This is a genomic window from Roseovarius indicus (assembly GCF_008728195.1).
Taxonomy (GTDB): Bacteria; Pseudomonadota; Alphaproteobacteria; order Rhodobacterales; family Rhodobacteraceae; genus Roseovarius; species Roseovarius indicus.
Genome location: NZ_CP031598.1, coordinates 42792 through 67574 on the forward strand (window position 1 = coordinate 42792; position 24783 = coordinate 67574).

General features: G+C 65.9%; 23 protein-coding genes. 11 read left to right on the forward strand and 12 right to left on the reverse strand.

Translation table 11 applies throughout. The features are described 5' to 3' along the window. Positions 1-55: 55 nt before the first annotated feature. Positions 56-2110, reverse strand: a complete 2055-nt coding sequence (locus RIdsm_RS00210; protein ID WP_057817502.1) for a response regulator — start codon at positions 2108-2110, stop codon at positions 56-58. A gap of 196 nt (positions 2111-2306) precedes the next feature. On the opposite strand from RIdsm_RS00210, the gene RIdsm_RS00215 reads away from it, so the two are divergent. Together RIdsm_RS00215 and RIdsm_RS00220 are read left to right on the forward strand one after the other, a co-directional pair. Continuing rightward, the gene (locus tag RIdsm_RS00215; protein ID WP_057817500.1) at positions 2307-3413 is read left to right on the forward strand and encodes a Hint domain-containing protein; all 1107 of its coding nucleotides are present in this window, start codon (positions 2307-2309) and stop codon (positions 3411-3413) included. A 77-nt stretch (positions 3414-3490) separates the two neighbouring features. After that, entirely contained in the window at positions 3491-3793 is a 303-nt protein-coding gene (locus RIdsm_RS00220) for a hypothetical protein (RefSeq protein ID WP_057817497.1), read from the forward strand. Between the two features lie 95 nt (positions 3794-3888). On the opposite strand, the gene serB is transcribed toward RIdsm_RS00220, so the two are convergent. Together serB and RIdsm_RS00230 are read right to left on the reverse strand one after the other, a co-directional pair. Further along, positions 3889-4755 (reverse strand): phosphoserine phosphatase SerB, encoded by an 867-nt coding sequence (gene serB, locus RIdsm_RS00225; RefSeq protein ID WP_057817495.1) that lies wholly within the window; start codon positions 4753-4755, stop codon positions 3889-3891. 81 nt (positions 4756-4836) lie between these two features. Next, a complete protein-coding gene (locus tag RIdsm_RS00230; protein ID WP_074939896.1) occupies positions 4837-5697 on the reverse strand; it encodes a c-type cytochrome in 861 nt (286 codons plus the stop codon). Positions 5698-5968: 271 nt separating this feature from the next. Here RIdsm_RS00230 and RIdsm_RS00235 point away from each other — a divergent pair, with 271 nt between their 5' ends. The 4 genes from RIdsm_RS00235 to RIdsm_RS00250 all read left to right on the forward strand — a co-directional run bounded on the left by RIdsm_RS00235 (position 5969) and on the right by RIdsm_RS00250 (position 10915). Next, the gene (locus RIdsm_RS00235; protein ID WP_057817493.1) at positions 5969-7123 is read left to right on the forward strand and encodes a phosphoserine transaminase; all 1155 of its coding nucleotides are present in this window, start codon (positions 5969-5971) and stop codon (positions 7121-7123) included. A gap of 98 nt (positions 7124-7221) precedes the next feature. Then, positions 7222-8817: a phosphoglycerate dehydrogenase gene (gene serA, locus RIdsm_RS00240; protein ID WP_057817491.1), complete on the forward strand. Its 1596-nt coding sequence runs from the start codon at positions 7222-7224 to the stop codon at positions 8815-8817. Between the two features lie 144 nt (positions 8818-8961). Beyond that, on the forward strand, positions 8962-9654 hold the full coding sequence (locus tag RIdsm_RS00245) for a metallophosphoesterase family protein (RefSeq protein ID WP_057817489.1): 693 nt from the start codon (positions 8962-8964) through the stop codon (positions 9652-9654). Between the two features lie 85 nt (positions 9655-9739). Further along, a complete protein-coding gene (locus RIdsm_RS00250) occupies positions 9740-10915 on the forward strand; it encodes an acetyl-CoA C-acyltransferase family protein (RefSeq protein WP_057817487.1) in 1176 nt (391 codons plus the stop codon). Positions 10916-11109: 194 nt separating this feature from the next. Here the strand turns inward: RIdsm_RS00250 and RIdsm_RS00255 are convergent, their stop codons facing one another. The 8 genes from RIdsm_RS00255 to RIdsm_RS00290 form a co-directional block, all read right to left on the reverse strand. Then, positions 11110-11868, reverse strand: a complete 759-nt coding sequence (locus RIdsm_RS00255; protein ID WP_057817485.1) for a Phenylacetic acid catabolic protein — start codon at positions 11866-11868, stop codon at positions 11110-11112. A 14-nt stretch (positions 11869-11882) separates the two neighbouring features. Next, a complete protein-coding gene (locus RIdsm_RS00260) occupies positions 11883-12959 on the reverse strand; it encodes a 2Fe-2S iron-sulfur cluster-binding protein (protein ID WP_057817483.1) in 1077 nt (358 codons plus the stop codon). A gap of 8 nt (positions 12960-12967) precedes the next feature. Next, the gene (gene paaD, locus RIdsm_RS00265; RefSeq protein WP_420854107.1) at positions 12968-13429 is read right to left on the reverse strand and encodes a 1,2-phenylacetyl-CoA epoxidase subunit PaaD; all 462 of its coding nucleotides are present in this window, start codon (positions 13427-13429) and stop codon (positions 12968-12970) included. 5 nt (positions 13430-13434) lie between these two features. After that, complete coding sequence (gene paaC, locus RIdsm_RS00270; protein ID WP_057817479.1) at positions 13435-14202, reverse strand: 1,2-phenylacetyl-CoA epoxidase subunit PaaC; 768 nt, start codon at positions 14200-14202, stop codon at positions 13435-13437. Next, a complete protein-coding gene (gene paaB / locus RIdsm_RS00275; RefSeq protein ID WP_235607866.1) occupies positions 14202-14540 on the reverse strand; it encodes a 1,2-phenylacetyl-CoA epoxidase subunit PaaB in 339 nt (112 codons plus the stop codon). Before paaB ends, paaC begins: the two co-directional genes overlap by 1 nt. Before the next feature lie 12 nt (positions 14541-14552). Further along, positions 14553-15545 carry a 1,2-phenylacetyl-CoA epoxidase subunit PaaA gene (gene paaA, locus RIdsm_RS00280; protein ID WP_057817477.1) on the reverse strand — a complete coding sequence of 331 codons (993 nt, stop codon included), beginning with the start codon at positions 15543-15545 and terminating at the stop codon, positions 14553-14555. Positions 15546-15682: 137 nt separating this feature from the next. Next, positions 15683-16828, reverse strand: coding sequence for an acyl-CoA dehydrogenase family protein (locus RIdsm_RS00285; protein ID WP_057817475.1), 1146 nt, complete (start codon positions 16826-16828; stop codon positions 15683-15685). Between the two features lie 80 nt (positions 16829-16908). Continuing rightward, entirely contained in the window at positions 16909-18243 is a 1335-nt protein-coding gene (locus tag RIdsm_RS00290; protein WP_057817473.1) for a sensor histidine kinase, read from the reverse strand. A gap of 313 nt (positions 18244-18556) precedes the next feature. Between RIdsm_RS00290 and RIdsm_RS00295 the strand changes: the two genes are divergently transcribed. From RIdsm_RS00295 to RIdsm_RS00315, 5 genes are all read left to right on the forward strand, one after another. Then, positions 18557-19240: an acyl-homoserine-lactone synthase gene (locus RIdsm_RS00295; protein WP_082647432.1), complete on the forward strand. Its 684-nt coding sequence runs from the start codon at positions 18557-18559 to the stop codon at positions 19238-19240. Between the two features lie 92 nt (positions 19241-19332). Next, positions 19333-20016, forward strand: coding sequence for a GntR family transcriptional regulator (locus RIdsm_RS00300; protein WP_057817471.1), 684 nt, complete (start codon positions 19333-19335; stop codon positions 20014-20016). Between the two features lie 147 nt (positions 20017-20163). Beyond that, entirely contained in the window at positions 20164-20988 is an 825-nt protein-coding gene (locus RIdsm_RS00305) for an alpha/beta fold hydrolase (protein WP_057817469.1), read from the forward strand. Then, on the forward strand, positions 20985-22904 hold the full coding sequence (locus RIdsm_RS00310; protein ID WP_057817467.1) for a TRAP transporter permease: 1920 nt from the start codon (positions 20985-20987) through the stop codon (positions 22902-22904). The genes RIdsm_RS00305 and RIdsm_RS00310 overlap by 4 nt, the downstream gene beginning before the upstream one ends. Before the next feature lies 1 nt (position 22905). Beyond that, positions 22906-23874 (forward strand): TAXI family TRAP transporter solute-binding subunit, encoded by a 969-nt coding sequence (locus RIdsm_RS00315; protein ID WP_057817465.1) that lies wholly within the window; start codon positions 22906-22908, stop codon positions 23872-23874. A gap of 68 nt (positions 23875-23942) precedes the next feature. On the opposite strand, the gene RIdsm_RS00320 is transcribed toward RIdsm_RS00315, so the two are convergent. Further along, positions 23943-24749 (reverse strand): SDR family oxidoreductase, encoded by an 807-nt coding sequence (locus RIdsm_RS00320; RefSeq protein ID WP_057817463.1) that lies wholly within the window; start codon positions 24747-24749, stop codon positions 23943-23945. Positions 24750-24783: the final 34 nt, after the last annotated feature.

The window sequence follows — 24783 nt, forward strand, 5'->3', positions numbered from 1 at the left end:
GCGCAACGGCCAAGATGTGGGGCAGGGCGCAACACCGGCGGCGCGGGCAGGGGTGTCAGGCGCCGGGTGTTCCGGTGCCGGTTTCGCCGGGGGGAGTGGTGGCGCGGCCGACGATGGTGCGGAGCGTGCGCACGTCGATGGGTTTCTGCAGGAACGGCAGGCCGGCGGCGGCCTCGATCGCCTCGCGCTGGGCCTCGGAGGCGTAGCCCGACATCAGGATCACCTCGATGCCCGGGTAGCGCTGGCGGATGCGGTCGGCGAGGTGGTGGCCCTGCATCTCGCCGGGCATGACGATGTCGGTCAGCACCACCTCGGGCAGCGGCCCGGCGTCGAGCGTGGCGAGGGCCTGGGTGGCGTCATGGGCGGTGCGGACGTCGTGGCCGCTGCGCTCGAGCTGGGCCTTCATCACGCGGGTGAGCGCCTCGTCATCGTCGACGATGAGGACGCCGCCGGGCGCAGCCGCGGCGTCTTTCGGCTCGTCCCTGGCCGGGGTGACGCCGGCCGCGCGGCCCGAAGTGGCCGGGAAGGCCATGGTCACGAGCGTGCCGCTGCCCGGGGCCGCGTCGATCCGCAGGCCGCCGTCGGACTGGCGGCAGAAGCCCGCGACGGTGGAGAGGCCGAGACCGGTGCCCTCGCCGACCTTCTTGGTGGTGAAGAAGGGTTCGGCGGCCTGTTCGGCGATTTCGGGGGTCATGCCCTCGCCGGTGTCTTCGATGGCGAGGGTGGCGTAGGTGCCGTCGGGCAGGGTTTCGGCGCCGTGAAAGCCGTTGACGGTGGCGCCGCTGAGATGTTCGCGCCGCCCGGTGAGGTGGATCTCGCCGCCCTCGGGCAGGGCGTCGCGGGCGTTGATGAGCACGTTGAGCACGGCCTGTTGCAGCGCCGCCGGGTCGACGCGCAGGGTGAGGCCGGTTTCGTCGAATTGCCGGGTGATCGAGATGTTGGCCGGGCAGACGCGGCGGAACATGGCGATGGCGCCGTCGACCTCGGATTCGAGGTCGATGGGTTTCGGGCTGAGCTGTGACTTGCGCCCGTAGGCGAGCAGCTGGCGGGTCAGCTGGGCGGCGCGGTTCGAGGCGGCGATCGCCTCGGACAGATAGGTGCGCTGGTTGGTGCGGTTGCTGTCTTCGTCGAGCAGTTCGAGATTGCCGAGGATGACGTTGAGCGTGTTGTTGAAATCATGCGCCACGCCGCCGACGAGCTTGCCCAGCGCCGCGACCTTTTCCGAGCGGGCGGCGGCGAGCTCGGTCTGCTGGCGGTGCATCTCGCTTCGCAGGTAGGCGGCCTCGGCCTCGGTGCTGCGGCGTTCGGCGAGGTTGGTGAGGTGGGCGAAGCCGATCACCGCCGTGACGGTCGAGGCGATGACGAGGAAGGTGAGGACGGCGAGGCGGAACTCGATGGTCATGAACTCGCGTTCGACCGCCTCGGCCACGATCAGGGCGAGGAGGAGCGGCACGACGATGGTGACCGGCAGCACGCGGCGGGCCATGCGGCTGCCCGGTTCTTGCGAGAGAAGCACCTCGATCCAGCCGCGGCGGGGGTCTGTCAGCAGCAGGGCGAGGAAGATGGCCACGTGGGCCAGCGCGGTGTGCAGCGCCATCAGCGTGTAGAGCGGGTTGTAGAACAGGGTCTGGGCGCCGAAGACATAGCCCACCAGCGGGATCGAGGCGACGACGAGCCCGGTGGTATCGACCAGGATAGAGGCCGTGCCGAGCCGGAGCGAGCGCAGCAGCAGGCTGAGGCCGAGCAGCGCCGCGCAGAGGACGCTGGCCATCGACATGGCGTCGGTGCCGCGGAGTTCTGCCGGGGTGAGGCTGGTGACCTGTTCGAGCGAGATGATCACGAAGATGGCGGCGGCGCACAGGAAGGGCACCCATCTCGGCCCGTTCCTGAGCAGCACGACCGTGCCGGCGCCGCCCACGAGCAGCGTCAGGGCCGTGGCCGGGACCATGGCCGGCAGGCCCGGCGCGACCCGGCGGAGCCAGTCGATGTCGAGCCCCCAGCCGAACACCAGCACGATGGCCGCACCCAGCGCCACCGACACGGCAAGGCCGAGGCCGAGGCGGGGCGGATCGATGGTGTCGAGGCCATAAGAGGCCGAGGTGTCGTGCATATGATTCGCCACCCCTTTGCGCTCGTGAGTAATAAAATGCACATTTTATATACATCTTTTGGACGCTTTCGGCGACCGGTTTCGCGTGGAAAGAGTCTCATGTGCGAACATGCCTTGGCGTCAGGGGGCTGGGTTAGGCCGATTTTAAAGGGTTTTCCCGTATCACCGCGGTGTTTTCAAACCTGCGGAGCGCGCGATGCCGACGATTGCCGTCTATGACTGGAGCGTGGTCAGCCATGACGGTGCGCTGACGACAGACCAGCTTGTGAGCGACGACCACGCCAACGACCCGGCCGCGGCGGGGTATGACCCGGGGCGGGCCAGCTGGACGGGGATCACCTATACCTATTCCGGCGCGACGCCGACGCAGATCCTGGTATCGGATGACGATGCCCGGTTCGACGACGACATGAACGATGTCGGGTCCGGGCAGGTGCTGTTGGAGGATGTGACGCTCAACGGTGTGACCTATGCCGCGGGGTCGACGGTGGAGAACGAGTTCGTCCTGGTGCAGGACGGGAACATCGAGGTCTACGTTCTGCGGATCGATGGCGACAATGTCGGGCTGATACCCGCGTCGAACCTGCCGGCACCCTTTGCCGGGGCGCAGTTTTCGCCGGATTCGAGCCGCGACGGGGTTGCCGCGAACAGCAGTGACGGCGGGACGAACACGGAGGATTACACCAACGTCATCTGTTTCGCCGCCAGCGTGCGGATTGCCACGCCGGGGGGCGTCGTGCGGGCCGGCGCCCTGCGGGCCGGGGCGATGGTGATGACGGTCGACCGCGGGGCGCAGCCGCTTTTGTGGGTGGGCCGGCAGACGGTGGTGTTTTCCGGGCCGGAGGATCATCGCCGCCCGGTGCGGATCAGGGCCGGGGCGCTGGGCCCGGGGCGGCCGGCGCGGGACCTGGTGGTATCGCCCCAGCACCGGGTGCTGGTGGAGAGCGGGGCAGGCGCGGCGCTAGGCCCGGCGGTGGGGTTCGTGAAGCTGCCGGGCGTGTCGCGGATGCGTGGGCGGCGGCGGGTCACCTACGTGCACCTGCTGCTGGCGCGGCACGAGCTGCTCTGGGCCGAGGGGCAGGTGTGCGAGAGCTTCTTTCCGGGCCGGATGGCGCTTCGGATGCTGCGGCCGGCCGACCGGGCCGCGGTTCTGGCCTGCTGGGGCCTGTCGGAAAGCGGGGCGCCGGAGGCGGCGGCGGTGCGCCCTTTGCTGACCCGGCGGGAGACGGCGGCGCGAATGGCCGCGATTGCAGCGCGGCGGCCGGCGGATGCCGGCGTGGCGGGGAATGCGAAACTTCTGTGAAGATTGGCGAACCGGTCTTCGCGGGGCCGGGATGGGCCTTAGGTGGTGAGGCGTCATAATCAGGAAGGGAGGCCGTCATGGATGCCGCAGCCAAAGAAGCCCTGTCGAGGGAAATGACCTATTACGTGACCCGCGAGACGCAGGCCGGCGGGCAGTATTTCGTGCATTCGGAGTTCTGCGCGGTGCTGCCGCCGGACAACACGCTCGAGACCGTGGGGGTGTTTGCCGACAGCGGCGAGGCGCTGGAGGCGGCAAGGGATGGGCGCGACCCGGTCAACGCCTGTGCGACCTGTTCGCCGGAGTGCCACGTGCCCGACCACGCGGGCGGGGCGCGGGCGTTCGACACGCGCGAGGCGGCATTGAAGAGGGACGGCGTTTAGGCCGGGCGGGGCCGGAATTTTTGAAAATTCCGGACCGGAAAATTCGAATTTTCCGGACCGTTTTCTTGGAAGAAAACGGGGTCGACCGCGAGGGTTCAGCCGAACTCTGCCCGCGCGTAGCCTTGCAGGAAGAGGAGTGCGGTCAGGTCGCCGTGATTGACGCGCACCTCGCATTCGGCGGCGACGGAGGGTTTGGCATGGAGCGCCACGCCGGTGCCGGCCAGGCCGAGCATCCCGAGGTCGTTGGCCCCGTCGCCCACCGCGACCACGTCGGCCGGCGTGATGCCGAGGCGGGTGGTGATGTCGTGGAGCGCCTGAACCTTGGCGTCGCGGCCGAGGATGGGCTGGGCGACGTGGCCGGTGAGGGTGCCATTCTCGATCAGCAGCGTGTTGGCGCGGTTCTCGTCGAAGCCGAGATCGGCCGCGACTTTCGCCGTGAAGGCCGTGAACCCGCCGGAGACGAGGGCCGTGTAGGCGCCGTGGGCTTTCATCGTGGCGAGCAGCTCGGGCCCGCCGGGCATCAGGGTGATGCGGGCGGCCAGCACGTCGGCGATGACGGTTTCGGGCAGGTCCTTGAGGAGCGCGACGCGTTCGGTGAGCGCGCCTTCGAAGTCGAGCTCGCCGTTCATGGCGCGGGCGGTGATGTCGCGGACATGGGGGCCGACGCCGGCTTCCTCGGCCAGCTCGTCGATGCATTCCTGCTGGATCATGGTGCTGTCCATATCTGCCAGCAGCATTTTCTTGCGACGGTTTTCGGCCGGTTGGATGACGAGGTCGGTCGCGCCTTTCTGGAGGTCGTCCCACACTTCCCAGCGGTTGCCGGGGATGGTCTCCATCGGGAATTCGGCGGCCTCGTCTGCGGAGAGCCATTGCGCGTCGCCGCCGCCCCACGCGTTGCGCAGGCTGTCGACGAGCGCGGGCTGCAGCGTGCCGCGCGGGGCGATCAGGGTGGCGATGTACATGGGCGGCCCTCCGTCGGTTGAAGTGTCGGTGGGGATAGACCACAGGCACCGGCGGAGGACCAGCGGGTTTTGGCGGGCGCCTCAGTCAACGTCGGGGAGCGGCGGAATGGTGCGCAGGTAGAGGATCAGCGCGGCGAGGTCGTCTTCGGTCATCCGGGCGAGGTAGGGGTAGGGCATCGGCGGCAGCATGGGCGAGCCGTCGGGGCGCTGGGCCTTGGTGACCATGTCGGCGATCTCGCCATCGGAATATTCGGCCAGCCCGTCGGCATGGCTGGTGATGTTGGAGGCGATGGAGATGCCCCACGGCCCCTCGATGATCAGCCCGCCGCGGCCGAGATCGGTATCGAGCATCGGCCCGGTGGGCCCGAAGGGCGTGTGGCATTCGAGGCAGTGGGCCACGGGACCGGCGAGGTAGGCGCCGTAGTCGACGGTCACGCCGCGGGGGATGTCGGCGACGGTGTCGACGGGCGGCCCGTAGGCCGGGGGCAGGGGGATCTTGTAGTCCGACAGCGGCACGGTGTTTTCCACCGGCGGCAGGGTGCGCAGGTAGGCGACGATGGCGGACAGGTCGGTGTCCGAGAGGCCACGATACATCGAGAAGGGCATGGGCGGGCCGATGAGAGAGCCGTCGGGGCGGAGGCCCTCGCGGATGGCGCGGGCGAGCTCGGCGTCGGACCAGGTGCCGACGGCGCCGGCCGGGGTGATGTTGGGCGCGTAGGCGGTGAATTCGGGCATCTCGATCACGAAGCGGCCGGCGAGGTTCTGGCCGAGAACGGGGTTGCCGGTGTCGTCGATGGGGGAATGGCAGTTGCCGCAGCCGGCCGGGCCTTCGACGAGGTAGGCGCCGCGCTCTTCGAGGGTTTCGGCGGCGGTCTGGGAGGGGGCCGCAAGGCTGGCGAAGCCCGAGAGGGCGAGGCTGGCGATGAGTAATTTGTGGTGCATGAAATGAGTCCTGTCGGTAAGCCACGGGGGGTTCACGGAGCCCCGGGCCGGTTCGTCCTGTTTCCGTCAGGTCAGACTATCACGGGTCTTTCCCGTTTCTGTCAGTTTTCCGACACGGCCGTTTCCGATCGGAACCGGAGGCGTCGCAAATTGACGTCAAACCGGCGCTGAGGGGCGATTTCTGCGCTTGCAAAGGCCGCGAAAGAGACGTACGTCCGTCCGTGGGACACCCCTCCCCAACGAGGGGCGCTTATCTGGAAGGGTAGCAAAAATGGCTATTTCGCAACCGGCAACGCGGCCGGGTAATCCGCGTTTCTCCTCTGGCCCCTGTGCCAAACCCCCCGTTTTCAAGCTCGAGAATCTGAAGGACGCGCCGCTGGGCCGTTCTCACCGTGCCGCCGTGGGCAAGGCCAAGCTGAAGGCCGCCATCGAGGGCACGCGCGAGGTTCTGGGCATCCCCGAGGACTACAAGATCGGCATCGTGCCGGCGTCGGATACCGGCGCCGTGGAGATGGCGATGTGGAACCTCTTGGGCGAGCGCAAGGTCGAGATGCTGGCCTGGGAGAGCTTCGGCTCGGGCTGGGTGACCGATGCGGTCAAGCAGCTGAAACTCGATGCCGAGGTGAAGACCGCCGAGTATGGCGAGATCGTCGACCTCGACGGTGTCGATACCGACAATGACGTGGTGTTCACCTGGAACGGCACGACGAGCGGCGTTCGGGTGCCGAATGGCGACTGGATCAAGGAAGATCGCGCCGGGCTGACGATCTGCGATGCGACCTCGGCGGCGTTTGCGCAGCACCTGCCGTGGGACAAGCTGGATGTGACCACGTTCAGCTGGCAGAAGGTTCTGGGCGGCGAGGCCGCGCATGGCATGCTGATTTTGAGCCCGCGGGCGGTAGAGCGGCTGGAAAGCTACACGCCGCCGTGGCCGCTGCCGAAGATTTTCCGCCTGACCAAGGGCGGCAAGCTGATCGACGGCATCTTCGAGGGCGCGACGATCAACACGCCGTCGATGCTGGCGGTGGAGGATTACTTGCTGGCGCTCGACTGGGCGCGGTCGGTGGGCGGCATGGAGGGCTTGCGCGAGCGGGCCTATGCCAACCTTGCCGTGGTGCAGGGGTTCGTGGCCGAGAATGACTGGATTTCCTTCCTGGCGAAGGACCCGGCGATCCGGTCGAACACCTCGGTCTGCCTGATGTTCACCGATGAGCGGATCAAGGATGGCGCCGGGTTCGCCAAGGCCGTGGCCAAGCGGCTGGAGGCGGAAGAGGTGGCGTATGACATCGGCTCGTACCGCGATGCGCCGGCGGGTTTGCGGATCTGGTGCGGCGGGACGGTGGAGACATCGGACGTGGCCGCGCTGATGCCGTGGATCAAGTGGGCCTTCGAGGCCGAGATCGCGGCGCTCTCCGAGACCGCGTGAGACCCGTGCCGGGCTGAAGCCCGGCCTACGAGATGTTCCGTAGGGCGGGCTTCAGCCCGCCACACTTCGACCAATTTCAATCTAAAGGACCAGGAAAAATGGCTCCCAAGGTACTTGTTTCCGACAAGCTGTCGGACACCGCAGTTCAGATCTTCCGCGACCGGGGGATCGATGTCGACTTCATGCCCGAGCTGGGCAAGGACAAGGACAAGCTTGCCGAGGTGATCGGCGAGTATGACGGCCTTGCGATCCGCTCGGCCACCAAGGTGACGGCGAAGCTTCTCGAGAATGCCCCGAACCTGAAGGTGATCGGGCGGGCCGGGATCGGCACCGACAATGTCGACAAGGAGGCCGCGTCGAAAAAGGGCATCATCGTGATGAACACGCCCTACGGCAACATGATCACCACCGCCGAGCATGCGATCGCGATGATGTTTGCCGTGGCGCGGCAGATCCCCGAGGCGAGCGCCTCGACCCAGGCCGGGAAGTGGGAGAAGTCGAAATTCATGGGTGTCGAGCTGACCGGCAAGACGTTGGGCGTGATCGGGGCCGGGAATATCGGCGGTATCGTCTGCGACCGGGCGCGCGGGCTGAAGATGAAGGTGGTGGCCTATGACCCGTTCCTGAGCCAGGAGAAGGCCGACAAGATGGGGGTCGAGAAGGTCGAGCTGGACGAACTGCTGAAGCGGGCGGATTTCGTCACGCTGCACGTGCCGCTGACCGACCAGACGAAGAACATCCTTTCCCGCGAGAACATGGAGAAGATGAAGAAGGGCGCGCGCGTCATCAACTGTGCCCGTGGCGGGCTGGTCGACGAGGAGGCGCTGGCCGATCTGCTGAAGTCGGGCCATATCGGGGCCGCCGCCTTCGACGTGTTCACGGTGGAGCCGGCGACGGAGAACCCGCTCTTCGGCCTGCCCAACGTCGTGTGCACGCCGCACCTTGGTGCCGCGACGACCGAGGCGCAGGAGAACGTGGCGCTGCAGGTGGCCGAGCAGATGTCGGACTACCTTTTGACGGGCGCCGTGAGCAACGCGCTCAACATGCCGTCGGTGACCGCCGAGGAGGCCAAGGTGATGGGGCCGTGGATCAAGCTGTCGGATCACCTGGGCGGGTTCATCGGCCAGATGACCGACGAGCCGATCAAGGCGATCAACATCCTGTATGACGGGGTGGTGGCCGACATGAACCTCGAGGCGCTGACCTGTTCGGCGGTGGCGGGGATCATGAAATCGGTGAACCCCGAGGTGAACATGGTCTCCGCGCCCCTGATGGCGAAGGAGAAGGGGGTGAAGATCTCGACTACGCGGCAGGACAAGTCGGGCGCCTTCGAGGGGTATATCAAGCTGACGGTGGTGACCGACAAGCGCGAGCGCTCGATCGGGGGCACGGTGTTCAGCGACGGGAAGCCGCGGTTCATCCAGATCAAGGGGATCAACATCGATGCCGAGATCGGGGAGCACATGCTTTACACCACCAACAAGGACGAGCCGGGCATCATCGGTGCGCTGGGCCTGACCCTTGGCGGGAATGGCGTGAACATCGCGAACTTCACGCTGGGCCGGTCGGCGGCCGGGGGCGAGGCGATTGCCTTGCTTTACGTGGATGCGCCGGTGGGCAAGGACGTGATCGCCAAGCTGCACGAGACGGGCAAATTCCAGCAGATCGCGCCGCTGCAGTTCGACGTGCACTGAGGGTGCGCGTGAGGAATGAGGGAAACGCCGCCCTTCGGGGCGGCGTTTTTCGTTTGTGGTGAGGGGGTGCGCCTTGCGCGGCTTCACTGGCGTGGGTGGCTCAAACGGGTTGCGCCCGGGCGCGGTACCGGCCACCTATAGCGCATGAGTATTCTCGCCATTCCCGATATTCATGGTTACCGCTCGGAGCTTGACCGGGTTCTGGCGGTTGCCGATGCGCAGCGCGGGCCCGAGGCGAAGATCGTCTTTCTCGGTGATCTGACCGACCGGGGGCCGGATAGCCGGGGGGTGATCCAGACGATCATCGAGGAGATCGAGGCCGGGCGCGACTGGGTCGTGGTGAGGGGGAACCACGACCAGATGTTTCTCGACTTCCTGCGCGATCCGGGGCCGGGGGCGCGGTGGATGAACGGGAATATCGGCGGGACGGAGACGATGATCTCTTACGGTGCCGGGGAGGCGATGGCGCAGCGCGACTGGCGGGCGGCTGCGGATTGCGTGCCCGAGGCGCATCGGGATTTCCTGGAGAGCCTGCCGTTTTACCACGAGACCGATGCGCAGTTCTTCGTGCATGCCGGGATCAGGCCGGGCGTGCCGCTGGGGGCGCAGGACGAGCATGACCTGCTGTGGATCCGGGACGAGTTTCACGAGGACGGGCGGGACCATGGCAAGCTGATCGTGCATGGGCATACGCCGGTCGAACGGCCGCGGCACTACGGCAACCGGGTCAACCTCGATGCCGGGGCGGGGTTCGGGCGGCCCTTGTGCGTGGCCGAGATCGAGGGGCGCGATGCGTGGCTGCTGACGGGGGCGGGCCGGGTGCCGCTGGAGCCCTGAGGCGGGTTGCGACGCCAAGTCCTGTTTCCTTCCGGCATCCTGCAGTATACCGATTTCGACAACATCGAATCCCGAGGAGCTTCCCATGACCGACATCGTTCTTCTTGACGGCGCGCGTACCGCCATTGGCACTTTTGGCGGATCGCTCGCCGGCACGCCGCCCACGACGCTTGGCGCGCATGTGGCAAAGGCCGCGATGGAGCGGTCGGGGGTCGAGCCGGGGCAGATTGGCAACGTGGTTTACGGCACCGTGATCAACACCGAACCGCGCGACATGTACCTGTCGCGGGTGGCGATGATCGAGGCGGGCATTCCCGACAGCACGCCGGCGATGAACGTGAACCGGCTGTGCGGCTCCGGCGCGCAGGCGGTGGTGTCGGTGGTGCAGTCGCTGATGCTGGGCGATGCCGATTTCGGGCTGGCCGGCGGGGCCGAGAACATGAGCCGGTCGCCTTTCATCATCCCCGATCAGCGCTGGGGCGCGAAGATGGGTGACGTGAAGACGCTCGACATGATGCTGGGGGCTTTGAATTGCCCGTTCGGCACGGGGCACATGGGGGTGACCGCCGAGAACGTGGCGGGCGAGCATGACGTGAGCCGCGAGGACCAGGACGCGTTCGCGCTGGAAAGCCAGAAGCGGGCGGCGAAGGCGATCGAAGAGGGCTATTTCAAGTCGCAGATTGCGCCGATCGAAGTGAAGGTAAAGCGCGACATGGTGCCGTTCGAAACGGATGAGCACCCGAAGCCGACGACCGCCGAGGGGCTGGCCGGGCTGCGGCCGGCGTTCCAGAAGGATGGCAGCGTGACGGCGGGCAACGCCAGCGGCATCAACGATGGCGCGGCGGCCGTGGTGCTGGCGCGGGCGGAGGCCGCCGAGAAGGCCGGGCTGAAGCCCAAGGCGCGCGTGCTGGGTTATGCCGTGGCCGGTGTGCGGCCCGAGGTGATGGGCATCGGCCCGGTGCCGGCGGTCGAGAAGCTGCTGGAGAAGACGGGGCTTTCGGTTGGCGATTTCGACGTGATCGAGTCGAACGAGGCCTTTGCCGCGCAGGCGATTGCCGTGAACCGGGGGCTTGGGCTGGATACGGCCAAGGTGAACCCGAATGGTGGGGCGATTGCGCTGGGCCACCCGGTGGGGGCCACGGGCGCGATCCTGACGGTGAAGGCGCTGTATGAGCTGGAGCGGATTGGCGGGAAGAAGGCGCTGATCACCATGTGCATCGGCGGTGGCCAGGGTATCGCGCTGGCGATCGAGACGATGTAAGCCGTATCGCGACAGTTTCGAGATTGAGGGGAGTCCCGGGCTTTGTCCGGGGCTTCTTTTTTGTGGTGGGGTGGTGGGTTTCACCTACCCTACGGGGGTGTATGGTTCGACAGGTGGAGGTGGGTTGGCATCCACCCTACGGGAGCGTATGTCGCGTTTGGGAGACTTGGAGGCCAGGCCCGTGGCGGGGCGCGTTACGGCGTTGTCAGGCCGTGCTTGTTGAGGATCTGGTCGGTTTCGGTTTCCCACCGGGCGCGGAGTTCGACATTGGGAGTATGGCGGAGGCCCATGGCTTTCAGCGCGTCGAATTTCTGTGACGTCGTGGTGCCGAAGGAGGCCGCGACGCGGGGCCACCAGTAATCGACAGAGGCTTGCAGGGTGGCCTTGTCCTCGGTTTCGAGGAGGCGGTCGATGCCTTCGAGCGCGAGCTCGGCATGGTGCTCCTCGACCGGGAGGATGGCGCGGAAGGCTTCCGACAGGGGCTGGTAGGAGACGTGGGTCATCTCGCCCAGCTGGACCACCACGGCGCGGCCCATCAGGAGGTTCATCACCACGGCGTCGGCCCAGCCTTCGATGGGGTAGTTCAGCACCGAGAGGCGCATGTCGTGCTCGCCCCGCTTGGTGCCGATATCTGCGTCGCGGTCGAGCCGGGTCGTCCACGGGTGGTGGTTGGCGTAGCGGTCGGTGTCGGCGCCGAACTCGCCCATGATGCGCAGGACGCGGTCGGCGTTGTCGGTCTTTTCCAGCACGATACGGGCGGCGGCGATGCGTTCCTTGATGCCGGGGCCGGAGTTGATGAGGTCGGCGAAGCCGGCCGCGCCCGCCAGCGAGCTGTCGACGAAGCTGGCCATCATCTTGAGCAGTTCGGCACGGTAGCGCGGGGGCACGTTGGCCGGGCTGGTCAGCTTGCCGCCTTGTGCGAGGTAGTCGGAAAGGGGCATGTCCTCGGCCATTCTCGTGGCCTCCTTTACTGGTCGTAGTCGACGGTGACGCGGTCGGTGACGGCGTAGGACTGGCAGGAGAGCACGTAGCCCTTTTCCACCTCGTAATCCTCGAGCGCGTGGTTGGTGAGCATCTCGACTTCGCCCTCGATCACCCGGCAGCGGCAGGTCGAGCAGACGCCGGCCTTGCAGGCGAAGGGGGCGTCGAGGTCGTTGGCGAGCGCGGCTTCGAGAATGCTTTGATCCTTGTCGGCGGTGACGGTGCGGGTGGCGCCGTCGAGCGTGACGGCGACGGTGGTGGTATCGGCCTTGGTGTCGGAGGATTTGGGCAGGGCGGCGCGCTTGAGGCGGCCGGGCTGGGCGGAGGCGAAGAGCTCGAACTTGATGTTGGCGTCGTCGAGCCCGGCCTTGCGCAGCGCCGAGGCGATCCCGAGCATCATCGGTTCCGGCCCGCAGATGAAGGCGGTGTCGATGGAGGCGGCGTCGATCCAGCCGCTGTCGAACAGCTGGGCGCATTTTTCTTCCGTCACGAGGCCGGTGAAGAGGTCGATCTCCTGCGCGTCGGTTTCGAGCACGTGGATCACGTTGAAGCGGCCGAGATAGATGTTCTTGAGGTCGTCTAGCTCTTCCCGGAACATGATCGTGTTCACGCCCTTGTTGGCGTAGACGAGCGTGAAGGTGGAGTGCGGTTCCTGCGCCAGCGTGGTCTTGATGATCGAGAGGACCGGGGTGATGCCCGAGCCGCCGGCGAAGCCGAGGTAGTTGTTGCGGTTCGCGGGGTCGAGTTGCGTGAAGAAACCGCCCATCGGGGGCATGGCCTGCAGCACCTCGCCCGGTTGAAGGTCTTCGTTGGCCCAGGTGGAGAAGGCGCCGCCATCGACGCGCTTGATGCCGACCTGAAGCACGCCGTCTTCCTTGCCGGCGCAGATCGAGTAGGAGCGGCGGAGTTCCTCGCCGTCGAAATCGCGGCGGAAGGTCAGGTATTGGCCCTGGGTGAAGTCGAAATGCTCGGCCGCGCCATTGACGGGCTTCAGCGTGACGACCACCGCATCGCGGATGGTCTTGCGTATATCGGTGACTTCGAGATCGTGGAACCGGGACATGGCGTTTCTCAGATGCACTTGAAATAGTCGAAGGGTTCGAGGCAGTCGCGGCAGCGCCACTGGGCCTTGCAGGGGGTCGAGCCGAACTGGCTGAGGCGTTCTAGGTTGTCGCTTTGGCAGCGAGGGCAGGCCTTGGGGCCGCCCGCCGGTTGAGGTGGCGCAATGCCGTAGGCTTCGAGCTTCTGGCGGCCTTCCTCGGTCATCCAGTCGGTTGTCCAGGCGGGGCTGAGCTGGCGTTTGAGGTCCAGCTTGTCGATGCCGTGGCTGCGCAGGGCGGTCTCGATCTCCATGTTGATGAGCGAGGTGGCCGGGCAGCCGGAATAGGTTGGCGTGACGGTGACGGTAAGGGTGTCGTCGTGCCACGCGACATCGCGGATGATGCCGAGATCGGTGAGCGAAATCGCCGGGATTTCCGGGTCGGGGATCTCGTTCAGCCAGGTCCAGACCTGTTCGGTGCTTGGCCGTTGCATGGCGGTTACCATGTGTTGCCCGGGTAGGCGCGCTGGAGCCACTGCATCTGGGTCAGGATGTGGCCCAGGTGCTCGGTATGCATTTCGCCGGTGCGGCCGCCGTGATGGGTGAAGCGGTCTTCGGGCAGGGTGAGGGTGGCCTTGGCCATGACGCGCTCGAGGAAATCGTCGTATTCGGCGCGCAGGCTGGCCGGATCGGGGGCGATGCCGGCGGCGGTGATGGCGGCGTCGCCTTCATCGGAGAGGAAGAATTCACCCACGTAGGGGTAGAGGTAGTCGAGGGCGGCCTGCATGCGCTTGTGGCTTTCCTCGGTGCCGTCGCCGAGGCCCACGACCGTGTCGGCGGAGCGTTCGACGTGGTAGGAGACCTCCTTGGCGGCCTTCTCGGCGATCTCGGCGACGCGGGGGTCGGAGGAGTTGGCCAGCCGCGGCATCAGGATCGACGACCACGCGTCGAAGAAGAACTGGCGCATGAGGGTCTGGCCGAAATCGCCGTTGGGCAGCTCGACCAGCAGGACATTGCGGAAATCCCACGCGTCGCGGAGGAAGGCGAGGTCGTCGGCGGTTTGGCCTTTGCCCTCGATTTCGGCCGCGTAGCCGAGCCAGAGCTGGGTCTGGCCGATCAGGTCGAGCGCGGTGTTGGCAAGTGCGATGTCCTCTTCCAGCACAGGGGCCTTGCCGCACCATTCCGACACGCGGTGGCTGAGGATGAGGGTGTTGTCCCCCATCCGCAGCAGGAATTGCAGCAGCGCGGTCTGGTCGATATCGGCCATTACATGTGCCCCACGTCGTCGGGAATGTCGTAGAAGGTCGGGTGGCGGTAGATCTTGCTTTCGGAGGGCTCGAAGAGGGGCCCCTTTTCGCCCGGCGCGGTGGCCGAGATGTGGCGGCTTTCCACGACCCAGATCGAGACGCCCTCGTTGCGGCGGGTATAGACGTCGCGGGCGTTCTTGATCGCCATCTCGGCGTCGGGCGCGTGGAGGGAGCCCACGTGCCGGTGGTTCAGGCCGTGCTGGCCGCGGATGAACACCTCCCACAGGGGCCATTCATGGCGGGGGGATTTGCCCTTGCCCTCGCTGTCGGGCAGTTCGCCGGGGGTGACGGAACTCATATGCGTGGTCTCCTATTCCGCCGCGACCTTGCGGGCGGCGTTCTTGCGGGCGTGGGCGAGCAGGCCGTCGCGGACCCATTGCCCCTCGTTCCAGGCTTTCTGGCGGGCGCCGAGGCGTTCGGCGTTGCAGGGGCCGTTGCCCTTGAGGACGTTGAAGAACTCGTCCCAGTCGGGCTGGGAATAGTCGTAATGGCCGCGCTCCTCGTTCCACTTGAGGTTCTCGTCGGGGACGGTGAGGCCGAGGAATTCGGCCTGCGGCACGGTCTGGTCGACGAATTTCTGGCGCAGCTCGTCATTGGTGTTCATCTTGATCTTCCACGCCATCGACTGGGCCGAGTGGACGCTTTCGGCGTCGGACGGGCCGAACATCATCAGCGAGGGGTACCAGAAGCGGTTCAGCGCATCCTGGGCCATGCGTTTCTGGGCCTCGGAGCCTTGCGCCATCTTCATCATGATGTCGTAGCCCTGCCGCTGGTGGAAGCTTTCCTCCTTGCAGATGCGGATCATGGCGCGGGAATAGGGGCCGTAGGAGGTGCGTTGCAGGGGCACCTGGTTCATGATGGCGGCGCCGTCGACCAGCCAGCCCACCGCGCCCATGTCGGCCCAGGTGAGGGTGGGGTAGTTGAAGATCGAGGAGTATTTCATCTTCCCCGAGAGAAGCTGTTCGGTCATGTCGTCGCGCGAGATACCGAGGGTTTCGGCGGCGGCATAGAGGTAGAGGCCGTGGCCGGCCTCGTCCTGCACCTTGGCCAAGAGGATCATCTTGCGTTCCAGCGTGGGGGCGCGGGTGATCCAGTTGCCCTCGGGCAATTGGCCGACGATTTCGGAGTGGGCGTGCTGGCCGATCTGGCGGATCAGCGTCTTGCGGTAGCCTTCGGGCATCCAGTCGCGGGGCTCGATCTTGATGTCCTCGTCGATGCGATCCTGAAAGGCGCGTTCCTCGTCCGACATTTCTTCGCGGGTTTTGACGCCCTTGCCGGTGCTTTTGACCATCTGTGCGTACATCTGTGCGGTCCTCCCGTTCGTCGCGCTGAATTAACCGACCGTGCGGTCGAAGTAGGGTAATCGGTGATTCGCTTCAAGGGAAATGTTACGATTTCCAAAAAAGCGGCAGTATTCTGTAACAGTTTGGGCCGCGCGGATCAGAGCCGCTTGGCCACTTCCTCGAGCATCACTTCGGTTGCGCCGCCGCCGATTGCCTGAACGCGGGCGTCGCGGGTCATCCGTTCGATGGTGGCCTCGCGCATGTAGCCGAAACCGCCGTGGAACTGGAGGCAATCATACATGACTTCGTTGACCAGTTCACCGCACAAGGCCTTGATCATGGAGACCTCGCGCGTGACCTCCTCTCCGTTGGCATCGCGGGCTGCGGTGGCGTAGACGAATTGCCGGGCGGCAGCGACGCGGGCGGCGAGCATGGAGAGGCGCTGGCGGATGGCCTGCTTGTCCCAGAGGGGCGCGCCGAAGGCCTTGCGGGTCTTGACGTAGTCGAGGGTGAGGTCGAGGGCGGCCTGGGCTTCGCCCATCGCCATGGCGCCGAGGACGATACGCTCGTTCTGGAAGTTCTTCATGATGGCGTAGAAGCCGCGGCCTTCCTGCCCGAGGATGTTCTCGGCGGGGATGCGACAGTTGTCGAAGGAGAGTTCCGCCGTGTCGGAGGAGCGCCAGCCGTGCTTGTCGAGGGCGCGGGAGACGGTGAAGCCGGGGGTGTCTTTTTCGACGAGGAACATGGTGACCGACTGGCTGGCGGGGCCTTGCGCATCGGTTTTGGCGGCGACGCAGTAGAGGTTGGCGTGCACGCCGTTGGTGATGAACATCTTGGCGCCGTTGAGGATGAAATCGTCGCCGTCGCGGCGGGCGGTGGTGCGGATGCCCTTCACGTCGGAACCGGCGTCGGGCTCGGTGACGCCGACGGCGGTGATGGTGTCGCCCGAGACGATGCCGGGCATGTGGGCCGCTTTCTGGGCCTCGTTGCCGGCGTTGAAGAGGTGGACGGAGGCCATGTCGGTATGGACCAGCACGGTGATGGCGAAGCCCGCGTAGGTGGAGCGGCCGAGCTCCTCGGCCAGAACGGCCGTTGCGCGGGTGTCCATGGCGGCGCCGCCGTATTCCTCGGGGTAGCGGATGCCGAGGAAACCGAGCGCGCCCATCTCGCGCAGCACGTCGCGGGGGACGGCGCCGTCAACCTCCCATTGGTCGGCGTGGGGTTGCACCTTCTCGGCCACGAAGCGGCGCAGCTGATCGCGCAGCATTTCGTGTTCCTCTGTCAGGAACAGGTGATGTGTCATGCGTCCTCCCTTGGCCCGTGCGGGTTCAGGGCACGGTCGGGGCATCTGAGCGCAGGACCGGGATCAATGCAATGGGTGTGTCAGGCGTAGCGCCGCTCGTCGGTGAGTTCGGGCTGACGCTCTGTCATGTCTTCGCGCATGGTGATGTAGAAGGTGCTGCCGACGCCCTCGACGCTTTCGAAATCGATCTCGCCGCCATGGGCCTGCATGATGTGCCGCGAGATGTTCATGCCGAGCCCGGTGCCGCCGTGGCGGCGGATGTCGGTGGAATTGACCTGGCTGAACTGCTCGAAGACCTTGTCGAACGAGGCCTCGGAGATGCCGATGCCGTGGTCTTTGACGGCGAGCGTGACCTGCTCGTCATGGGCGGCGAGGCTGATTTCGACCTGGCCGCCGGGATCGGAGAACTTGGCGGCGTTCGAGAGCATGTTGACCAGCACCTGTTCGAGGCGCTTGCGGTCGGCGTTGACCCAGAATTCGCGCCTGGGCGGTTCGATCTTCAGCTCGACGTTGAACTCGTCGGCGTAGGGGCGCGTGCGCTCGACCGTGGCGATGGACATGGCGCCGAGCTCGATCGGCTCGAGGTGGAGATCGAGCCGGCCGGATTCGGCGCGCTGGAGGTCGAGCAGGTCGTTGACGAGGTTGGCGAGGCTCTCGCTGTTGGAATTGGCCATGTTGAAGAGGTGCTGCATTTTCGGCGGCACCGGCCCGAGCGCGCCGGAGCTGATGACCTGGAGCGAGCCCTTGATGGCGGTCAGCGGCGTGCGCAGCTCGTGGCTGACGGTGGCGAGGAATTCCTGCTTGGCGTTGTAGGCGGTCTTGGTCTTCTCGTGCTCGGCCACCAGCGCGTTGATGTAGCGCAGGTTCTTGACGTAGCCGACGAGGAAGCTTCGGCTGCATTCGATGATGAAGGACAGCACGAAGAGCACGGTGAAGAATTGCAGCCAGAGCGGCGAGCTGAGGGGCGGCTGGGCGACGACGAGATCGCGGATCGGGATGAAGAGCAGCGCCAGCACGTAGATCGACAGGCGCAGCACCAGCACCGAGAGGAACTGGTGATTGTTGATGCAGGCAAAGATCGATGCCGAGAAAAGCATGAAGAGTGCCCAGAAATGCATCGTTTGGCCTTGCTGGGCGGCCAGCGAGATCGAGAAGAAGGCGATGACCGTGGCGCTGAAGAACGTGCCGATGTATATCATTCGGACGTAATGCCGGGCCTTTGACCAGTCGCGGTCGCGCCAGCGGAGAATGCGGTTGAAGACGTGACCGTCGAACGCTTCTCCCAGCCAGACCATCGCGTAGAACGCAAGTGCCGTAGAGGCATCGTAGTAATACCCGGCTAGCAAAATGGCGGCACTGTAGATTATGATTCGCTGGAGAAACAGTTGACGGCCGACGACGGCATAGTCCCGCAATCGTCGTTTCAGGGAAACGATGTCCGTCGGCCCCGCAAGGGAGGATCGAATAACTTCAAGCCCTGGGATCATGTTCCTAGCCAAATCAGTTGCAACCAAAGCGTTAACCAGCAATAATGGCACAACTTTGGCTGGCGTGTGAGTAGTGTGGTTTCCAGGAGGTAATATCCGGGCTTAAGGGCCCAAGTTAGGCAAAAAAAAGAAAAAATCGCAGCTCTGAGGCAGTAATAAGGTGGGCTATCAATCTGTAACGAATTTGCAGGGAAGGGCGAAGCGCGTCTTCCCTGAACTGGAGCCGGCCGGCGGCCGGCAAATGGTATGGCACAGCGACGCCACGCCGGAACCCGCCTCGAAAGAGGCAGGCCGGGCCAACTTTGCGAAACCGCCGACCCTTCGTGCAACGACCCTTTCGGTCACCAACTTTCATCGGCATGGCGAGCTCTATGCCGAGTTCCTGAAGGCCCGAAAACGGGTTTTCATCGACGGCAAGGGGTGGGACCTGCCCTCTACGGAGGGTATGGAGTTTGACCAATATGACACACCTCTGAGCCGCTGGATCGTGGTTCACGAGTTCGGAGAAGTGCTGGCGGGGATCCGTCTGACGCCCTCGACGGCGCAGTGCGGGATCTACAGTTACATGCTGCGCGACGCGCAGCGCGGGCTGTTGAGCGACATCCCCGCGACGGTGCTTCACTACCGGGCGCCCGTGTCGGAGAAGATATGGGAGGCCGCGCGGCTTTTCGTGTCGGACGGCCAGCCGGCGAGCCGGCGGTCGCTGTTGCAGAAGACCCTTCTTCTGTCGATGGCGCGGTCGGCGGTCGAGGTTGGGGCGACGCAGGTGATCGGGATCGTGCCGGCGGTGTTTCAGCGCTGGATGTCGCGGATCGGCATGAGCGCCCTTCCCATCGGTCCGAAGATGGAGATCGACGGCGACCGGACCCAGGCCGCGATGATGAACGTGCGGGCGCTGGTGGAGGGGCTGACGAACGACGGATAGGCGGACTGCCTGTTGCGTTGTGGTCAGATTGCCTTAGAAGCTCTGCGGGATGATCGTTTGTCCGATACCTGTGGCTGGCGGGGTGTTCCGTCATGACCGATGAGGCCCGGCTGAGGGTGCCGCGCCCGCCGAGCCTGCGCGAGCATGTGCAGGAGACGGTGCGGTCGTCGATCCTGAATGGCGAGTTTCGCCCCGGCGAGCACCTGATCGAACGGGAGCTGTGCGAGGCGATGCAGGTGAGCCGCCCGCTGTTGCGGGAGGCGCTGGCGCACCTGGAGGCGCGGGGGCTGATCGACCGGGTGCCGTCGCGCGGGTTCGTGGTGGCGACGCCGACGATCGAGAAGGTGCAGGCGCTGTACGAGGTGCGGGGCGCGATCGAGGCGCTGGCGGCGCAGTACTTCGCCGAGCGTGCGACGGCCGAGGACGTGGCGCTGCTGCGGTCGCGGCTGGAGGTGCTGAAAAGCCTGTCGGACCGGCCGGATCTTGGCCGGGTGCGGGCGGCGACATCCGAGTTTTACGATGTGCTGATGAGCCGGTGCGGGAATTCCGAGATCCGCACGGTGCTGGAGCCGGTGCTTGACCGGGTGGCGTTCATGCGGACGCAATCGATGACGCGGCCGGGCCGGTTCGACAAGAGCGTGGCCGAGATCGGGCGGATCGTCGATGCGATCGGCCGGGGCGATGCAGAGGCGGCCAGGGTGCTGAGCGTCGAGCATGTCGAGGCGGCCGGTGTGTCGGCGCTGGAGAGCCTGCGGGAGACGGCCGCGGCGGGCTGAGCCGGTCATTCCATTTTTTGTGCGAGATCCGGGGTTTCCCCGGCCGGAGGGCGGTCGGGGCGTGTGAGCTATTGCATTTCGCGCGGCCTCTGTCAGATTGTATGACAATCTTGATGGCTTTTTCATGCTCAGAGGATCGAATCGAACATGACCCTGACCGAGACCGCCTATGACATTGCCGGCCCGGAAGACGGGCCGCCGGTGGTTCTGATCCACGGGCTGGGGTTGAGCCGGGCGATCTGGGCCGGGCTGCTGCCGGCGCTGGCGGCGGAGCATCGGGTGCTGTCCTACGATTTTCCCGGGCATGGGCAGAGCGGGCCGGCGACGCGGAAGATGTCGCTGGAGCTGTATGCGGAGCAGGTGCGCGGGCTGATGGATGCGGCGGGGATGGAAAGCGCGACGGTGATCGGGTTTTCGCTTGGCGGGATGATCAACCGGAAGCTGGCGATGATGGCGCCCGAGCGGGTGCGGGCGCTGGCCATTCTGAATTCACCGCATGAACGGAGCCCGGAGGCACAGGCGCGGGTGGAAGCGCAGGCCGACCAGAGCGCGCAGGGCGGGCCGGGGGCGACCATCGACGCGGCGCTGGCGCGGTGGTTCACGGAAGGGTTTCGGGAAGAGCATGAGGATGTGGTCGAGGCGGTGCGGGCGCAGGTGCTGTCGTGTGACCCGGCGAGCTATGCCGATGCGCGCTCGGTCCTGGCGCACGGGGTGAAGGAGCTGATCGCACCGGAGCCGCCGTTGGCCCTGCCGACGCTGATTGCCACGTCGGAGAATGACAGCGGCAGCACGCCGGGGATGGCGCGGGCGATGCAGGACGAGATTGCCGGATCGGTACTGGAGATCGTGCCGAAGGTGAAACACCTCGGCTTGCTGGAGCGGCCGGAGGTATTCGAACGGATGCTGTTGGCTTTTCTTGACCGGGTTGAGGCCGGAGAGGCGCCCGCTGTGCGACGGGGGGTGGCCGGATGATGGACGAGGACAAGTATCAAGGCCCCGCCCTGCTTGGTTTCGTGCTCCGCGTCGTCGGGCTGACGCTGTTTGCCTACATGGCCTATGCCACGCTTTACGGGCCCTACAAGACGACGGTGGTGCACCTGGCGCTGTTTGCCGCCGCGATGCTGTTCATCGCCTTTCTCGGGCGGGGCCGGTCGGAGGTGCCCGGGATGCGGGCGGTGCAATGGGGGCTGGACGTGGTGGCCGCCGTCGCGGCGGTGGGCAGCATGGGGTACCTGGTGGTCGAGTACGAGCGGCTGCTGAACCTGTGGGGGTCGAGTTACCTGACGCAGATGGATGTCTGGGTTGGGTTCGTGATGGTGGCCGTGGCGCTGGAGGCGGCGCGGCGGCAATCGATAGTGCTGGCGCTGCTGGGTCTGGCGGGGGTGGCCTACATGATGTGGGGCAACCTGCTGCCGGGTGTGTTTGCCCATGCGGGGATGGATGCGCAGCGGTTTGCCTACATCGTGGCCTATACCAGCGAGGGGCTGTTCGGCACCGGGCTTCAGGTGGCGGCGACCTACCTGTTCATGTTCATGATGTTCGGGGCGACGCTGCAGGCGACGAAGACGGGTGATTTCATCATCAACCTCGCCAATGCGGGGCTGGGGCGGCAGACCGGGGGTGCCGCGAAGGGTTCTATGGCGGCAAGTGCCGGGCTGGGCACGATGGTGGGCAGCGCGGTGGGCAATGTCGTGGCGACGGGGACGTTCACCATTCCGCTGATGATCAGGACCGGGTTCAGGCGGCATGTGGCGGCGGCGGTGGAGACCAACACCTCGGAAGGGGCGCAGCTGGTGCCGCCGATCATGGGGGCGGCGGCCTTCATCATGGCGCAGATCACCGGCATTTCCTATGCGACCATCGCGGTGGCCGCGATCATTCCGGCCGTGCTGTATTACCTGTCGCTCTACTGGGTCATTCATATCGAGGCGCTGAAGGAAGGGCTTCGGGGGATGCCGGAGGACGAGATCCCCTCGGCAAAGGAGACGATGAAGGATGGCTGGCACCTGCTGATCGCGCCGGTGCTGCTGTTCTGGCTGCTGATCGTCGAGAGTTACACGCCGGCCTATGCCAGCCTGATCGCGCTGGCGGTGGCGCTGTTGGCCGGTATGGCAAGGGCGGTGACGCGGGTGCCGATAAGGGAGCTGGTGGGCCAGTTCGATACCGGGATCCGTCAGGCGGCGGGTATCACGGCGCTGATCATCTCGATCGGGATCTTGCAGGCGGCGATCGTGGCGACGGGGCTGGGGCCGAGGCTGACGGAGATCATTCTGAGCGTGAGTGACGGGTCGCTGATATTGACGGCCTTGCTGACGGTGGTGGCGGCGACGCTGCTGGGGATGGGGATGCCGACGCCGATTGCGTATCTGCTGCTGGCGATGTTCGCGGCGCCGGCGCTGATCACGGCGGGCGCGCCGAAGCTGGGGGCGCATCTGTTTCTGTTCTACTTTGCCATCAAGTCGGGCTCGACCCCGCCGGTGGCCTTGGTGGCGGTGGTGGCGGCGGGGATCGCCAAGGCGAACTGGTGGCGGACCTCCGTCACGGCCTTCGTGCATTCGCTGCCCGGGTTCATCGTGGCCTTCATGTTCCTTTATTCCGATGCGCTGCTGATGCAGGGCGCGCCGTTGCAGATTGCGGCGGCGGCGGTCAGCGCGGGCGTCGGCGTGTTCGCCATGGCGGCCGGCATTCAGGGCTGGTGCGGCGACTGGATCAGCTGGCCGGAGCGGGCTGCGCTGGTGGCGGCGGCCATCTCACTCATCAATCCCGGAAGCCTGACCGACGTCGCCGGGTTCGCCGTCGTCGGGGGAATCCTTGCGTTCCGGCTTGTCCGGAAACGCGGGCCAGAAAGCGAGACCCGTGAAACCAGAAGTCCAACAAAGGAGATCTGACATGATCATGAAACGCGTGACCACCCTTGCCGCGGCGATTGCCGCGACCACGATGCTGAGCGTTCCCGCGCAGGCGCAGGAGCAGGTGTCGATCGGCACCAGCTCTTCGGGGGCGGGGCCCTATGTGAACGGGGCGCTGATGGCGGATGTCGCCAACAAGGCGCAGGAAGACTACAGCTTTTCGATCCAGACGACGGGCGGGTACAAGGATAATCTTGGCCTCGTGCTGACCGACAAGGTGGATTTCGCGCTGAACACGCTGATCGACCTGAGCTTTGCCTATAACCAGAAGGGTGCCTTTGCCGACTCTCCCATGGCGGAGGATTTCAAGGACCTGCGGTTCCTGTTCGTCTTCGGCGTGGTGCCGCACAATGTGTTCGTGCGCGAGGATAGCGGGATTGCGACGCTCGACGATATCAAGGGGAAGAAGTTCAACATCAACGTGCCGTCGAGTTTTACCCACGGGCTGAACCTCGAGCTGCTGAAGGCGGCGGGGATTTCGCTGGATGATTTCGAGCCCGGCACGGTGTCGACGGGGCAGGTGTTCGACGAGGTGCAGAACGGGGTCTTTGCCGGGGGCAGCCATGTCTACCAGCTTGGCCTTGGCAATGCGCAGCGGCTGTCATCGACCATGGCGATCGACTATCTCGATATCCCGCAGGAGGTGATCGAGACGATGAATGCCTCCTATGACGGGCTGCTGGTGCCGTTCACCATTCCGGCGGGCACGTATAGCGGGCAGGACGAGCCGGTCGAGACCTTCGGGCTGGCGCAGGTGCTGTTCACCGACGCGGATGCGGATGAAGAGATGATCTATCAGTTCACCAAGGCGTTCTGGGAAGGTCTGGACGGGCTGCAGGCGGAGAACACGTCCTTTGCGGGCCTGACGCAGGAGACCGGGGCGAAGGATTACGGCGTGCCGATGCATCCGGGGGCCGAGAAGTATTTCGCGGAGATCGGCCTGCGCTAAGGCGCGGGGTTTCTGCCTGACATGATTGGCGGCGGCGCGGGGCGACCCGGGCCGCCGTTTTTCGTGGGTCAGAGAAGTTTGTGCATCTGGCGGAGGTCGGTGGTGCCGATCTCGTCGACGACTTTCGAGCGGAGGTCGCGCATGGCGTCGAGCCACTTGTCGTAATCGGCGGATTTGAAGGCGACGAAACGGGCGATTTCGGGGTGCGGCAGGATGAGGAAGGTTTCGCGGCCGATGCCTTCGACGACGGTGTCGGCGACGGCTTCGGGGGTGAGGAGGCCGGGCGCATCGGCCGGCTCGGCATAACCGAGAAGCGGTGTGGCCACGTATTGCGGGCAGATGACCGAGACGCGGATGCCGTCGCGCCCGTGGGTGATGGCCAGGGATTCGGCGAAGCCCACGGCGGCGTGCTTGGTGGTGGAATAGGCGGCGTCGCCGATCTGGCTGAGCAGGCCGGCGGCGGAGGCCATTTGCAGCAGGTAGCCGTAGCCGCGTTCGATCATGCCGGGGAGAACGGCGCGGGCGGCATGGACATGGGCCATTACATGCACCGCCCAGGCGCGGGCCCAGACATCGTTGGAGGCGGAGGCGGCGTGGGAGGGTTCGCCCTGCGCCAGGCCGGCGTTGGAGCAGAAGAGGTCGATGGGGCCGAACGCGGCCTCGGTGGTGGCGACGAGGGTTTGAATGTCGGCTTCCCGCGTGACGTCGCAGGGGACGCCCAGGCCGCCGATCTCCTCGGCCAATGCGCGGGCGGCATCACCGTCGAGATCGGCCACCGCGACGCGGGCGCCCTCGGCTGCGAAGCGCCGTGCCAGGGCCGCGCCGATTCCGCTGGCGCCGCCGGTGACGATGGCTGTCTTGCCGTTCAGGTGCATTGATTCCCTCCTATCCGCGTGCCGGGTGGCCGGG